At 71.3% G+C, this 13,916-nt stretch carries 13 protein-coding genes and 1 pseudogene; 8 read left to right on the forward strand and 6 right to left on the reverse strand.

All coding sequences use genetic code 11. From position 1 onward, the window contains the following. From AC0ZLC_RS33675 to AC0ZLC_RS33685, 3 genes are read left to right on the forward strand one after another with little or no spacing between them, the layout of a single operon-like run. The gene (locus AC0ZLC_RS33675; protein ID WP_476755727.1) at positions 1-924 is read left to right on the forward strand and encodes an ABC transporter ATP-binding protein; all 924 of its coding nucleotides are present in this window, start codon (positions 1-3) and stop codon (positions 922-924) included. After that, the gene (locus tag AC0ZLC_RS33680) at positions 921-1,691 is read left to right on the forward strand and encodes an ABC transporter permease (RefSeq protein ID WP_476755728.1); all 771 of its coding nucleotides are present in this window, start codon (positions 921-923) and stop codon (positions 1,689-1,691) included. The genes AC0ZLC_RS33675 and AC0ZLC_RS33680 overlap by 4 nt, the downstream gene beginning before the upstream one ends. 42 nt (positions 1,692-1,733) lie before the next feature. Further along, on the forward strand, positions 1,734-2,741 hold the full coding sequence (locus AC0ZLC_RS33685; RefSeq protein ID WP_476755729.1) for a COX15/CtaA family protein: 1,008 nt from the start codon (positions 1,734-1,736) through the stop codon (positions 2,739-2,741). A gap of 3 nt (positions 2,742-2,744) precedes the next feature. On the opposite strand, the gene AC0ZLC_RS33690 is transcribed toward AC0ZLC_RS33685, so the two are convergent. The 3 genes from AC0ZLC_RS33690 to AC0ZLC_RS33700 form a co-directional block, all read right to left on the reverse strand. Continuing rightward, on the reverse strand, positions 2,745-3,851 hold the full coding sequence (locus AC0ZLC_RS33690; protein ID WP_476755730.1) for an amidohydrolase family protein: 1,107 nt from the start codon (positions 3,849-3,851) through the stop codon (positions 2,745-2,747). A 321-nt stretch (positions 3,852-4,172) separates the two neighbouring features. Further along, positions 4,173-4,529, reverse strand: coding sequence for a hypothetical protein (locus AC0ZLC_RS33695; RefSeq protein ID WP_476755731.1), 357 nt, complete (start codon positions 4,527-4,529; stop codon positions 4,173-4,175). 84 nt (positions 4,530-4,613) lie between these two features. Continuing rightward, on the reverse strand, positions 4,614-5,600 hold the full coding sequence (locus tag AC0ZLC_RS33700) for a heme o synthase (RefSeq protein WP_476755738.1): 987 nt from the start codon (positions 5,598-5,600) through the stop codon (positions 4,614-4,616). Positions 5,601-5,956: 356 nt separating this feature from the next. On the opposite strand from AC0ZLC_RS33700, the gene tkt reads away from it, so the two are divergent. Genes tkt through pgl form a run of 5 tightly spaced genes read left to right on the forward strand, consistent with a single transcriptional unit; the run spans position 5,957 to position 12,556 of the window. Beyond that, positions 5,957-8,044: a transketolase gene (gene tkt / locus AC0ZLC_RS33705; RefSeq protein WP_476755732.1), complete on the forward strand. Its 2,088-nt coding sequence runs from the start codon at positions 5,957-5,959 to the stop codon at positions 8,042-8,044. 34 nt (positions 8,045-8,078) lie between these two features. Next, positions 8,079-9,197 (forward strand): transaldolase, encoded by a 1,119-nt coding sequence (gene tal / locus AC0ZLC_RS33710; RefSeq protein ID WP_476755733.1) that lies wholly within the window; start codon positions 8,079-8,081, stop codon positions 9,195-9,197. A gap of 1 nt (position 9,198) precedes the next feature. Further along, positions 9,199-10,725 carry a glucose-6-phosphate dehydrogenase gene (gene zwf / locus AC0ZLC_RS33715; RefSeq protein WP_476755739.1) on the forward strand — a complete coding sequence of 509 codons (1,527 nt, stop codon included), beginning with the start codon at positions 9,199-9,201 and terminating at the stop codon, positions 10,723-10,725. Continuing rightward, positions 10,722-11,777, forward strand: coding sequence for a glucose-6-phosphate dehydrogenase assembly protein OpcA (gene opcA, locus AC0ZLC_RS33720; protein ID WP_476755734.1), 1,056 nt, complete (start codon positions 10,722-10,724; stop codon positions 11,775-11,777). The genes zwf and opcA overlap by 4 nt, the downstream gene beginning before the upstream one ends. Then, the gene (gene pgl, locus AC0ZLC_RS33725) at positions 11,774-12,556 is read left to right on the forward strand and encodes a 6-phosphogluconolactonase (RefSeq protein ID WP_476755735.1); all 783 of its coding nucleotides are present in this window, start codon (positions 11,774-11,776) and stop codon (positions 12,554-12,556) included. The genes opcA and pgl overlap by 4 nt, the downstream gene beginning before the upstream one ends. 113 nt (positions 12,557-12,669) lie before the next feature. On the opposite strand, the gene AC0ZLC_RS33730 is transcribed toward pgl, so the two are convergent. The 3 genes and pseudogenes from AC0ZLC_RS33730 to AC0ZLC_RS33740 all read right to left on the reverse strand — a co-directional run. Continuing rightward, on the reverse strand, positions 12,670-13,026 hold the full coding sequence (locus AC0ZLC_RS33730) for a hypothetical protein (protein WP_476755736.1): 357 nt from the start codon (positions 13,024-13,026) through the stop codon (positions 12,670-12,672). An 11-nt stretch (positions 13,027-13,037) separates the two neighbouring features. Then, positions 13,038-13,583, reverse strand: coding sequence for a hypothetical protein (locus AC0ZLC_RS33735; protein ID WP_476755737.1), 546 nt, complete (start codon positions 13,581-13,583; stop codon positions 13,038-13,040). Between the two features lie 115 nt (positions 13,584-13,698). Then, positions 13,699-13,916 (reverse strand): annotated as a pseudogene (locus AC0ZLC_RS33740) (glucose-6-phosphate isomerase); the annotation flags it as partial.

Consider the following 13,916-nt stretch of genomic DNA (forward strand, 5'->3'; position numbering starts at 1 on the left):
ATGCGAAGCGAGCCCGTGGTCCAGGTCCAGGCCCTGGTGAAGCGGTACGGCACGAAGACCGCGGTGGACGGCCTCGACCTGGTGGCCGAAGCGGGCATCACCGCCGTACTCGGACCCAACGGCGCGGGCAAGACCACCACGGTCGAGACCTGCGAGGGCTACCGGAAGCCGGACTCCGGCACGGTGCGCGTCCTGGGCCTCGACCCGGTCCGGCAGTCCGGGCGGCTGCGTCCGCGGATCGGGGTCATGCTCCAGTCCGGCGGTGTCTACTCGGGCGCCCGCGCCGACGAGATGCTCCGCCACGTGGCGAAGCTGCACGCCCACCCGCTGGACGTGGACGCGCTGATCGAGCGGCTGGGGCTCGGCGGCTGCGGCCGCACGACGTACCGCCGGCTGTCCGGCGGCCAGCAGCAGCGGCTCGCGCTGGCGATGGCCGTGGTCGGCCGGCCCGAGCTGGTCTTCCTGGACGAGCCCACGGCGGGGCTCGACCCGCAGGCCCGCCGCGCGACCTGGGACCTGGTGCGCGACCTGCGCGCCGACGGCGTCTCCGTCATCCTCACCACGCACCACATGGACGAGGCCGAGCAGCTCGCCGACGACGTGGCGATCATCGACGCGGGCCGGGTCGTCGCCCAGGGCTCCCCCGACGAGCTGTGCCGCGGCGGCGCGGAGAACACCCTGCGCTTCACCGGCCGGCCCGGGCTCGACGTGGGGTCCCTGCTGAAGGCCCTCCCGGCGGACTGCACGGCCGTCGAGCTGACGCCGGGCGCCTACCGGGTCGGCGGCAAGGTCGATCCGCAACTGCTGGCGACGGTCACCTCCTGGTGCGCCCAGCACGGCGTGATGCCGGAGAAGATTGCCGTCGAACGCCACACCCTCGAAGACGTCTTCCTGGAACTCACGGGCAAGGAGCTGCGCGGATGAGCGCCGCCGGTACGTACTCCCCGCGGCCCGGAGCCGCGCCGCTCCCCCGGATGATCGGCGCCCAGGCGGTGCTGGAGACGAAGATGCTGCTGCGCAACGGCGAGCAGCTCCTCCTCACCGTCGTCATCCCGACACTCCTGCTGGTCCTGTTCAGCACGGTGGACGTCGTCGACACGGGCACGGGCGAGGCCGTCGACTTCCTCGCGCCCGGCATCCTCGCGCTGGCCGTGATGTCGACCGCGTTCACCGGGCAGGCCATCGCCACCGGCTTCGAGCGCCGCTACGGAGTCCTGAAGCGGCTCGCCGCCTCCCCGCTGCCGCGCTGGGCCCTGATGACCGCGAAGACCGCGTCCGTCCTGGTCACCGAGGTCCTCCAGGTGATCCTCCTGACGGCGATCGCCCTCGCGCTCGGCTGGTCCCCGCACGGCAGCCCCCTCGCCGTGCTGCTCCTGCTCGTCCTCGGCACCGCCGCCTTCTCCGGCCTCGGACTGCTGATGGCGGGCACGCTGAAGGCGGAGGCGACCCTGGCCGCCGCCAACCTCGTCTTCCTGCTGCTCCTGGTGGGCGGCGGCGTCGTCGTCCCGCTCGACAAGTTCCCCTCCGGCGCGCAGGACGTGCTCGGGCTGCTGCCGATCTCCGCCCTGTCGGACGGCCTGCGGGACGTGCTCCAGCACGGGTCCGGGATGCCGTGGGGCGACCTCGGGATCCTCGCCGTGTGGGCGGTCGCGGGGCTCGGCGCCGCCGCCCGATTCTTCCGGTGGGAGTAGAGACCTCCCCCTCGTGAAGGCATGCACAAGCGCCCGCCTACCATGGTGTCCGTGCCCAACGTGACCCGAGCCGACGTGACCCGAGCCGCGCGCAACCCGCTCGCCTTCATCGCCGACCGCTGGACCCCCGCCCCCCGGACGGTGCGGCGGGCGGCCCTCGCCGCCCTCGTCATGGCGGTGGCCATCGTGGTCACCGGCGGCGCCGTGCGGCTGACCGGCTCCGGGCTCGGCTGCCCGACCTGGCCCAAGTGCACGGACGACTCGCTGACCACCACCGGCGCGATGGGCTTCCACGGCGTCATCGAGTTCGGCAACCGCATGCTCACCTACGTGCTGTGCGCCGCGGTCGGCTGGGCGATCGTCGCCGCGCGTGCGCAGAAGCCGTGGCGGCGCGGTGTCACCCGGCTCGGCTGGGCACAGTTCTGGATCGTCATGGGCAACGCGATCCTCGGCGGGATCGTCGTCCTGGTCGGCCTGAACCCGTACACGGTCGCCGCCCACTTCCTGCTGTCCACGGCGCTGATCGCGGTCGCCACGCTGATGTGGCAGCGCACCCGTGAGGGTGACGGCGAACCGCGGCCGCTGGTCGGCGCGGCCGTGCAGCAGCTGGTGTGGTTCCTGGTCGCCGCCTCCGTACTGCTGATCGCGGTCGGCACCGTGGTCACCGGCGCCGGGCCGCACGCGGGCGACTCCAGTGACGTCGAGCGCATGCCGCTGGACTGGGAGACCGTGAGCAAGCTGCACGCCGTACTGGCCTGGATCGTCGTCACCCTGACCTTCGCCCTGTGGTTCGTCCTGAAGGCCGTCGACGCCCCCAAGGGCCCCCTGGACCGCACCCGCGACCTGTTCGTGATCCTCCTCGCCCAGGGCCTCATCGGCTATGTCCAGTACTTCACGGAACTCCCCGAGGTGCTGGTCGGCCTCCACATGTTCGGCTCCTGCCTGGTGTGGATCGGCGTCCTGCGCGTACTGCTGTCCCTGCGCGAGCGTCCGGACACCCCGGCCGGTCTGCCGGACCCCGCGACGGAACCGGCGCTCACGCGCGCGTGAGCCTCACTCCAGGGCGTACACCCGGCGCGCGTTCCCGGCGGCGATGAGCCCCGCCACCCGCTGAGCGTCCGCGAGGGACCAGGCGCCCTCGGCGACCCAGGTGCCGAGCACCCGCGCGAGGGCCTCGCGGAAGAGGCGTGCGCCCACCACGTGGAGTTCGGGCAGACCGTGTGCGCCGCTGGAGAAGAGGAGCTTGCCGAAGGGCGCCAGCTCCAGGATCTCCGCGAGCACGGCCGCCGCCCGCGCCCCGGTGCTCACCAGCGCGGCGCCGAGGTCGGCGTACACGTGCGGGAAGACCCCGGTCAGGTGGGCCGCGTGGCGGTGGTACGGGTAGCCGTGCAGCAGGACGAGATCGGTGCCGAGTCCGGCCGTGGCGCGGGCGAAGTCGGTGAGCAGGGCGGGATCGGTCCGGTCGATGCGCAGACCGGGCGCGCCCATGCCGGCGTGGAGCTGGAGGGGCAGCCCCGAGGCGACCGCGATCCACAGCAGGTGCCTCAGCAGGACCGGATCGCTCAGCTCCCCGCCCACGCGCCGTCCGGCCAGCCAGCCGCCCGCCGCGCCCCGCACCTCCCCCGGTCCCGGCGGCTCGGGAGCCAGCGCGAGGCCGTGCCGCATGCCCGCCACGGAGGTGAAGGCGACGGCGTTCGAGGCCGCGCCGTGGACGGACTCGGCGAGATTGGCGAGGAACGACTCGACGGTGCCGGAGGTGTCGGCGACCTGCTCGGCCAGCAGTTCCAGCCGGACGACTTCGTGGGCCCGCGCGTCCCCCGCGGAGGCCATCTCGCCCGGTCCCGTGAGGTCGCCCGGCAGCCCGGCGTCGACGAGGTACGTCGTGATGCCGCTGCCCCGCAGGAGTCTGCGGCCGGCCTCCAGTACGCCCAGTTCGCGGCGCCTGGCGAGGTAGTGGGCGGGCGGGCAGTGCGGCTCCAGGCCCAGCAGGGGCGGGCACCAGCGGCGTACCGCGAAGCCCGTCTGGGTGTCGAAGAAGGTGGTGCCGGGGGCGGCCGGGCCCTCCGTGCGGGACAGGTGGGCCTCGAAGGTTCCGAGTCCCAGCTCCGTGCGGAGCACTCCGTGGCAGTACTGGTCCACGAGGGACGGCGTTTCGATCATCCGGACTCCCGTGAGCGGACCGTGGGTTCTCAGGTCCTAACGGGTGAACGGGGGTGGAGGTGCTGCTGCCGCACACCCCGTGCGAAAGCGCTCCGCTGTGTCACCTGGTCCTGGGGCGGGCGTCCGGGTGTCACCTGGTCCTGGGGCGGGCGTCCGGGTTTCGTCCGCGGGTGCGTGGGGGCTGGGCGCGCCGTTCCCCGCGCCCCCTGGCGGGGTGCGGCGCGCCTGTCGTCCGCGGGTGCGTGGGGGCTGGGCGCGCCGTTCCCCGCGCCCCTTGGCGGGGCGCGGCCACCTTTTCGTCCGCGGGCGCGTGGGTGGGGTTCAGGTGTTGCTGGGGGAGCCGAGCTGGAGGCCTGCCATGCGCTTCCACTCGTACGGGCCCGTCTCCACCCTGGCCGCGAACTCGCCGTCGAACTCCTCGTGCACGGTGATGCCGGACTTCTTCACGGCCTGCTCCGCGACGGCGTACGTGGGGGCCACCAGGTCGCCCCAGCCGCCGTCCGCGCCGACGAGCACGATCCGGGCGCCCCGCTGCCCCAGGTACTCGATGTGACCCTCGGTCCCGCCGTGCGCCTTGGCGAAGGTGGCGATCTCCTTGGCGAGCCGGGCGGCCCGGCGCTCGGTCTTGGCGTCCTGCGTGGCGCCGGTGCTCTCGTCAACCTGCTCGGTGTCTGCCATGGCCAGGATGCTACCGACGGGTAGATCGAACGGCGACGGGCGGGGTGCGTGGCCTTGACCACGCACCCCGCCCGTCGGAGGTGTCTAGCGCAGGAAGGGGTCCACCGCGACCGCCACGAAGAGCAGCGACACGTAGGTGATGGACCAGTGGAACAGCCGCATCTCCTTGAGCTTGCCGCCCGTCGCCTCGGATCTGGCGCGGTTCTGCAGACCGTGCGCCTCCCACAGCCACCAGCCGCCGGCCACCAGCGCGACCGCGGTGTAGAACCAGCCGGTGTAGCCGAGCGGGGTGAGCAGCAGCGAGACGGCGACCATCATCCAGCTGTAGAGGACGATCTGGCGGGCGACCACCTTGTTCGAGGCGATGACCGGAAGCATGGGCACGCCCACGCGCGCGTAGTCGTCCCGCACCTTCATCGACAGCGGCCAGTAGTGCGGCGGCGTCCAGAAGAACATGACGAGGAAGAGGACGACCGGGGCCCACGACATCGAGTTCGTGACCGAGGACCAGCCGATGAGGACCGGCATGCAGCCCGCGATGCCGCCCCAGACGATGTTCTGCGACGTACGGCGCTTGAGGATCATCGTGTAGACGACCACGTAGAAGAGCAGGGCGCCGAGCGACAGCCAGGCCGACAGCCAGTTGACCGTCAGGCCGAACAGCAGCGTGGAGACCACCGCGAGCGAGAGGCCGAAGGCCAGGCACTCGCGCGGGCTGACCATGCCGGTGACCAGGGGCCGCTGGGCGGTGCGGTCCATCAGGGCGTCGATGTCGCGGTCGATGTACATGTTGAGCGCGTTGGCGCCCCCCGCCGACAGGTAGCCGCCCAGGCAGGTCAGCAGCACCAGCTTCAGGTCGGGCACACCCTGCTCGGCCAGGAACATCACCGGCACGGTGGTGATCAGCAGCAGTTCGATGATCCGCGGCTTGGTCAGCGCCACGAACGCCTTCACCCGGGCCCCGAGCGGCCGGTGGCCCGGGCCGGTGTTTCTCCCGAGCTCTCCCCTGGTCTTCACGGCATGGGCGGTGCCCCCACCCGCTGGACGGGATTCGACGGCCGTCACGCACACCCCTGACAGAGACATCCCAGCAAGCCCCCGGGTGTGAACTCCCCGTAAAGGCTCGCGCGTACCACGCCACTGTAGACGTTGCCCAGACCCCGCCCTTCGCGGGGGTGGGGTCGTGTTGTCGGGCTCCGCACAAAGAGCTGGGTGCCTCTCGATTGAGCAGTCAGATGAGCGCCTCCGTATTCACTTGCCACACAGGGAACGGGCCGGTCGGGAGGCGGATCCCGTCCAGTCCCGCCAGTCTGGAATGAGTCGAAAAAACGCAGGTACTTACGGGGGTAGGCTCGACAAAGTCCGGTGGGCGCCAAGCGCACCGGCATTCGACATGTGGACCATGTGGAGAGGAGCCCTGACTCAGGGTGAGCACCAAGCCGACCACCACAGACCTCGAGTGGACCGAGTTGGACCAGCGGGCCGTCGACACCGCCCGCGTCCTGGCCGCCGATGCCGTACAGAAGGTCGGCAACGGCCATCCCGGTACGGCGATGAGCCTGGCGCCCGCCGCCTACACCCTCTTCCAGAAGGTGATGCGGCACGACCCGGCGGACGCCGACTGGACCGGACGCGACCGCTTCGTGCTGTCCGCGGGTCACTCGTCCCTGACCCTCTACATCCAGCTGTACCTGGCCGGCTTCGGCCTGGAGCTGGAGGACCTCCAGTCCTTCCGGACGTGGGGCTCCAAGACGCCCGGTCACCCCGAGTACGGCCACACGACCGGTGTCGAGACGACGACCGGCCCGCTCGGCCAGGGCGTCGCCAACGCGGTGGGCATGGCCATGGCCGCTCGCTACGAGCGCGGTCTGTTCGACCCGGAGGCCGCCCCCGGCACCTCCCCGTTCGACCACTTCGTCTACGCGATCGCCGGCGACGGCTGCCTCCAGGAGGGCATCTCCGCAGAGGCGTCCTCCCTCGCGGGCCACCAGAAGCTCGGCAACCTGGTCCTGCTGTGGGACGACAACCACATCTCGATCGAGGGCGACACCGAGACGGCCGTCTCCGAGGACACCGTCAAGCGGTACGAGGCGTACGGCTGGCACGTGCAGCGGGTGCAGCCGAAGGAGAACGGCGACCTCGACCCGCAGGCGCTCTTCGCGGCGATCCAGGCCGCGAAGGCCGTGACGGACAAGCCGTCGTTCATCGCGATGCGCTCGATCATCGCCTGGCCCGCCCCGAACGCGCAGAACACCGAGGCCGCGCACGGCTCGGCGCTCGGCGACGACGAGGTCGCGGCCACCAAGCGCGTCCTCGGCTTCGACCCCGAGAAGTCCTTCGAGGTGTCCGACGAGGTCCTCGCCCACACCCGTGGCGCCCTCGACCGGGGCCGTGAGGCCAAGGCCGAGTGGGACAAGACGTTCGCCGCCTGGCGCACCGCCGAACCCGAGCGCGCCGCCGAGTTCGACCGCATCGCGTCGACCGCGCTGCCGGACGGCTGGGAGGACAAGCTCCCGGTCTTCGAGGCGGGCACGTCCGTCGCCACGCGTGCCGCGTCCGGCAAGGTGCTCCAGGCACTCGGCGCGGTCATCCCCGAGTTGTGGGGCGGCTCCGCCGACCTCGCCGGCTCGAACAACACGACGATCGACAAGAACTCGTCGTTCCTCCCGGAGGGCAACCCGCTGCCCGGCGCGGACCAGTACGGCCGCACGGTGCACTTCGGCATCCGCGAGCACTCCATGGCCGCGGAGATGAACGGCATCGCGCTGCACGGCAACACCCGCGTCTACGGCGGCACCTTCCTGGTGTTCTCCGACTACATGCGCAACGCCGTACGCCTGTCCGCCCTCATGCAGCTTCCGGTGACGTACGTGTGGACGCACGACTCCATCGGCCTCGGCGAGGACGGCCCCACCCACCAGCCGGTCGAGCACCTGGCGTCGCTGCGCGCGATCCCCGGCCTGAACGTCGTCCGCCCGGCGGACGCCAACGAGACCGCGATCGCCTGGCGCGAGATCCTCCGCCGCTACACCAAGGTGTTCGGCGAGGGCGCTCCGCACGGCCTGGTGCTGACCCGTCAGGGTGTGCCGACGTACGAGCCCGACGAGAACGCGGCCAAGGGCGGTTACGTCCTGCTGGAGGCCGAGGGCGGCACGCCCGAGGTCATCCTGATCGGCACCGGCTCCGAGGTGCATGTGGCCGTCGGGGCGCGTGAGCAGCTCCAGGCCGCGGGCATCGCGACACGGGTCGTGTCCATGCCGTCCGTGGAGTGGTTCGAGGAGCAGGACCAGGGGTACCGGGACAGCGTCCTGCCGCCGTCCGTCAGGGCGCGGGTGGCGGTGGAAGCCGGCATCGGTCTGACCTGGCACCGCTTCGTCGGCGACGCCGGACGCATTGTTTCGCTGGAGCACTTCGGTGCTTCCGCCGACGGCAAGGTGCTCTTCCAGGAGTTCGGCTTCACTGCCGAGAACGTCGCCTCCGCCGCCCGGGAATCGATCGCCGCAGCCCAGCGCTGACGCTGACATACGACACGTAGGAGATGCATTTTCCATGACAGACGCACTCAAGCGCCTATCCGAGGAAGGCGTGGCGATCTGGCTGGACGATCTGTCGCGCAAGCGGATCACGTCCGGCAATCTCGCCGAGCTGATGGATCAGCAGCACGTCGTGGGCGTCACCACCAACCCGTCGATCTTCCAGAAGGCCATCTCGCAGGGTGACGGTTACGACCAGCAGCTCTCCGACCTCGCCGCCCGCCGGGTCACGGTCGAGGAAGCCATCCGCATGATCACCACGGTGGACGTCCGTGACGCCGCCGACATCCTGCGGCCGGTCTTCGACTCCACGGACGGCCAGGACGGCCGGGTCTCCATCGAGGTCGACCCGCGTCTGGCGCACAACACCAAGGCGACCGTCGCCGAGGCCAAGCAGCTCGCCTGGCTGGTCGACCGCCCGAACACGCTCATCAAGATCCCGGCCACCGAGGCGGGCATCCCGGCGATCACCGAGGTCATCGGCCTCGGCATCAGCGTGAACGTGACGCTGATCTTCTCCCTGGAGCGCTACCGCAAGGTCATGGACGCCTACCTGGCCGGTCTGGAGAAGGCCAAGGAGCGCGGCCTGGACCTCTCCAAGATCCACTCGGTGGCGTCCTTCTTCGTGTCCCGGGTGGACGCGGAGATCGACAAGCGGCTCGACGCGCTCGGCACCGACGAGGCCAAGGCCGTCCGCGGCAAGGCCGCCCTCGCCAACGCGCGGCTCGCCTACCAGACGTACGAGGAGGTGTTCAGCGGCGAGCGCTGGGCCGCCCTCGACAAGGCGCAGGCCAACAAGCAGCGTCCGCTCTGGGCGTCGACGGGCGTCAAGGACCCGGCGTACAAGGCCACCATGTACGTCGACCAGCTGGTCGCGCCGAACACGGTGAACACCATGCCGGAGGCCACGCTCGAGGCGACCGGGAGCGAGGGCGAGATCACCGGGAACACCGTCTCCGGTACGTACGAGCAGGCCCGCGCCGATCTCGACGCGGTCGAGAAGCTCGGGATCTCGTACGACGAGGTGGTGCAGCTGCTGGAGGACGAAGGCATCGACAAGTTCGAGTCCGCCTGGAACGACCTGCTCAAGTCGACCGAGGCAGAGCTCCAGCGCCTCGCCCCTTCGGAGGGCTGAAATCTTGTCGAGCAGCAATCCGCTGCGTGACCCCGCAGACCGACGGCTCCCGCGTATCGCGGGGCCGTCGGGCCTGGTCATCTTCGGCGTCACGGGCGATTTGTCACGTAAAAAGCTGATGCCCGCCGTGTACGACCTCGCCAACCGCGGACTGCTGCCACCGGGCTTCTCGCTCGTCGGCTTCGCCCGGCGCGAGTGGCAGGACGAGGACTTCGCCCAGGAGGTCCATGACGCCGTCAAGGAGCACGCCCGCACGGAGTTCCGCGAGGAGGTCTGGCAGCAGCTCATCCAGGGCATGCGCTTCGTCCAGGGCAACTTCGACGACGACGACGCCTTCGAGCAGCTGAAGGCGACGATCGAGGACCTCGACAAGGCCCAGGGCACGGGCGGCAACTTCGCCTTCTACCTCTCCGTGCCGCCCAAGTTCTTCCCCAAGGTCGTGCAGCAGCTCAAGAAGCACGGGCTGGCCGACCAGCAGGGCGGGTCCTGGCGGCGCGCGGTCATCGAGAAGCCCTTCGGCCACGACCTCAGGTCGGCCGAGGAGCTCAACGCGATCGTCCACGAGGTCTTCGCCCCCGAGCAGGTCTTCCGCATCGACCACTACCTGGGCAAGGAGACCGTCCAGAACATCCTGGCGCTGCGCTTCGCGAACCAGATGTTCGAGCCGATCTGGAACCGGTCGTACGTCGACCACATCCAGATCACGATGGCCGAGGACATCGGCATCGGCGGACGCGCCGGCTACTACGACGGTATCGGCGCCGCGCGTGACGTCATCCAGAACCACCTGCTCCAGCTGATGGCGCTGACCGCCATGGAGGAGCCGGCCTCCTTCGACGCGGACGCGCTCGCCGCCGAGAAGACCAAGGTGCTCGGCGCGGCCAGGCTGCCGAAGGACCTGGGCAGCAACACGGTCCGCGGGCAGTACGCGGCGGGGTGGCAGGGCGGCGAGAAGGTCGTCGGCTACCTCCAGGAGGACGGTATCGACGCCAAGTCGACGACCGACACCTACGCGGCCGTCAAGCTGGAGATCGACAACCGCCGCTGGGCGGGCGTCCCCTTCTATCTCCGTACGGGCAAGCGTCTGGGCCGCCGCGTCACCGAGATCGCGGTCGTCTTCCAGCGCGCCCCGCACTCCCCCTTCGACCACACGGCGACCGAGGAGCTCGGCTCGAACGCGATCGTCATCCGCGTCCAGCCGGACGAGGGCATCACGGTCCGCTTCGGCTCCAAGGTCCCCGGCACCTCCATGGAGATCCGGGACGTGTCGATGGACTTCGCGTACGGCGAGTCCTTCACGGAGTCCAGCCCGGAGGCCTACGAGCGGCTGATCCTCGACGTCCTGCTCGGCGACTCGAACCTCTTCCCGCGCACGGAGGAGGTCGAGCTGTCCTGGAAGATCCTCGACCCGATCGAGGAGTACTGGGACGCGCACGGCAAGCCCGCGCAGTACCTGGCCGGCACCTGGGGTCCCGTCGAGGCGGACCAGATGCTGGAACGAGACGGACGGAGCTGGCGGCGGCCATGAAGACAGATCTCACGGACACCACGGCCAGCAAGATCAACAAGGCGCTCGTCCAGGGCCGCCGCGCCATCGGCACCCCGGCCGTCGGCATGGTGCTCACCCTCGTCATCGTGACGGACGAGGAGAACGCCTACGACGCGCTGAAGGCCGCGAACGACGCTTCACGCGAGCACCCCTCGCGCACCCTCGTGGTCATCAAGCGCGTCTCGCGCTCGCCCCGCGACCGCACGAAGTCGCGCCTCGACGCCGAGGTCCGCCTCGGGGTGGAGGCCGGCACCGGCGAGACGGTCATCCTGCGCCTGTACGGCGAGGTCGTGGACCACGCCCAGTCCGTCGTGCTCCCGCTGCTGCTGCCGGACGCGCCCGTCGTCGTCTGGTGGCCGGTGAACGCGCCGAGCGACCCGGCCAACGACCCGCTGGGCGCCCTCGCCCAGCGCCGGGTCACCGACACCTACGCCTCCGAGCAGCCGGTACGGGAACTCGCCGCCCGCGCCGACGCCTACGCCCCCGGTGACACGGACCTGTCGTGGACCCGCATCACGCCCTGGCGTTCGATGCTGGCCGCGGCTCTGGACCAGGTCGTCTGCGAGGTCAAGGCGGTCGAGGTGGAGGGCGAGGAGTTCAACCCGAGCTGCGAGCTGCTCGGCATGTGGCTGGCGGACCGGCTCGACGTCCCGGTCAGGCGCTCGGTTTCGTCGGGCCCCGGCCTCACCGCCGTCCGGATGGACACCGACTGCGGCCCGATCGTCCTGGACCGCGCCGACGGCTCGCTGGCGACGCTGACCATCGAGGGCCAGCCCGCCCGCGCGGTGGCCCTCAAGCGCCGCGAGACCGCCGAGCTGATCGCGGAGGAGCTGCGCCGGCTGGACCCGGACGACACCTACGCCTCAGCGCTGCGGTACGGCGTGGACCGGCTGACCGCCGGCTCCGCCGACGCGCCGGCGCAGGTCCCGGACTCCGGTGCGGCCACCGACGAGGCACCGGCCGGGCGGGCCGCGAAGGCGCCCGCCAAGAAGGCCGCGAAGGCCCCGGCCAGGAAGGCGGCCGCCAAGTGAGCACTCCGCAGCTCGTCGTCCACCACGACAAGGAGCTGATGGCGAGGGCCGCCGCGGCCCGGCTGGTCACGAAGATCGTGGACGCGCAGGCCTCGCGCGGCCACGCCTCGGTGGTGCTCACCGGCGGACGCAACGGCAACGGTCTGCTCGCGGCGCTGGCCGCCGAGCCCGCCCGGGACGCCGTCGACTGGGCCCGCCTCGACCTGTGGTGGGGCGACGAGCGGTTCCTGCCCGAGGGCGACCCGGAGCGCAATGTCACCCAGGCCCGCGAGGTGCTGCTTGACTCGGTCCCGCTGGACCCCGCGCGGGTCCACGCGATGCCCGCGTCCGACGGCCCGTACGGCGGCGACGCGGACGCGGCGGCCGAGGCGTACGCCGCCGAGCTCGCGAAGGCGGCGGATCCCGAGAACCACGGGCCCGTGCCGACGTTCGACGTCCTGATGCTGGGCGTCGGCCCGGACACCCACGTGGCCTCGCTCTTCCCGGAGCTGCCCGCGGTGCGCGAGACCGACCGCATGGTCGTCGGGGTGCACGGGGCGCCGAAGCCGCCGCCGACGCGCATCTCGCTGACGCTGCCCGCCATCCGTTCCGCCCGGGAGGTGTGGCTGCTGGCGGCCGGCGAGGACAAGGCGCGGGCGGCGGCCATCGCCCTGTCGGGCGCCGGTGAGGTGCAGGCGCCGGCGGCCGGCGCCTACGGCCGGTCCCGCACCCTGTGGCTGCTGGACTCCGCGGCGGCCTCGCAGTTGCCCCGCTCGCTGTATCCGCCCGCGTCGCCGTAGGACACCGGACGGCACGGCCCCCGGGTCGCGACCGCGTTCCTCCTCGGACGCCGGACGGGCTGAACAGCCCGTCCGGCGTCCGGCGTCCGGGCCCCGCCCGCATCGTGGCCGGGTCAGTACCCCCGGGGGTCGTAGGGGTTCCGGGGGCCCTGGGGGTACGGGTGCTGCGGTTGCCGGTACGGGTTCCCCGGCCCCGGCGGGTGGGGACCCCCCTGGTGGAACGTGAACGCCGGACTCGGCGCATACGGGCCGGGCTGCGGCGGCAGATGCCCGTACGGCGGGGCGGGCGGAATCGACGGAGGCAGGGTGGCAGGGTGCGCCCCCAGCCGTATCCCGTAACGGCGCCGGAGCCGGCGCAGCTCCAGAGCGGCGATGGCCGTGACCGTCAGCGGGGCGCCCAGGATGAAGACGATGCCCATCGTGAGGCTCAGCCCGTGCAGATCACCGGTGAGCAGGTCCGGGAGGGCCATCAGCCACGAGGTCACCGTGGCGAGCAGCGGTGCACTCCGGCGGTGCCGAAGAAGTTCCCGGTCACCTGCACGGCTCCGTACGCCACGAGTCCGGTGAGCCACATCGCCGTCAGGCCCGGCACCATCATCATCATGCCGCCGAGCGAGATCGCGAGCTGCCACAGCAGGACGGTCACGACGACGGTGCCGATGAAGAGCAGCAGCAGCTTGAGGGAGTCGAAGAGGGATCCGCGCAGTCGGCGGATCCGCCCGGTGCGCCGCCAGACGAACAGCATCAAGCCGACCGTCAGGGGTGTGATGAACAGCAGCACGGCGGCCGCCGTCAGCATGTTCTCCAGGACCTCGGTGAAGTCGAACTTGCCCTGCACGAAGGTGTACACGCCGAACGCGGCGACCGCCCCGGCGATGAGCCGTAAGCGCTTGAGCCGCTCCACGGACGGGTCGACCGGCGCCGGGATCCACGCCGGATGGAACAGCGCCTGCGCGACGGCCTTGGGCCGCAGGACCGATCCCGCCGACAGGGGACCACCCAGCCATCTTCTGCGCGAACCGGTCAACTTCGCTCCCCCGAGCACTCGGTGACGTGATCGCCCTGGATTGTACGGGAGACGGACGGACCCTCCGGCGTCTCCCCGGGTGACCGGGCGTCTCCCGGTCACCCGTCACCGGCGCCTACCGGCCGCGCAGCTCCCGGTACTTGGCGACCAGGGCCTTCGACGACTCGTCAAGACCGGGCACGTCGGCGCCCTCGGTCAGCGCCGGTTCGACGCGCTTGGCGAGGACCTTGCCGAGCTCGACGCCCCACTGGTCGAAGGAGTCGATGTTCCAGACCGCGCCCTGGACGAACACCTTGTGCTCGTAGAGGGCGATCAGCTGGCCGAGGACGGAGG

The organism is Streptomyces sp. GLSS-08 (assembly GCF_056387915.1).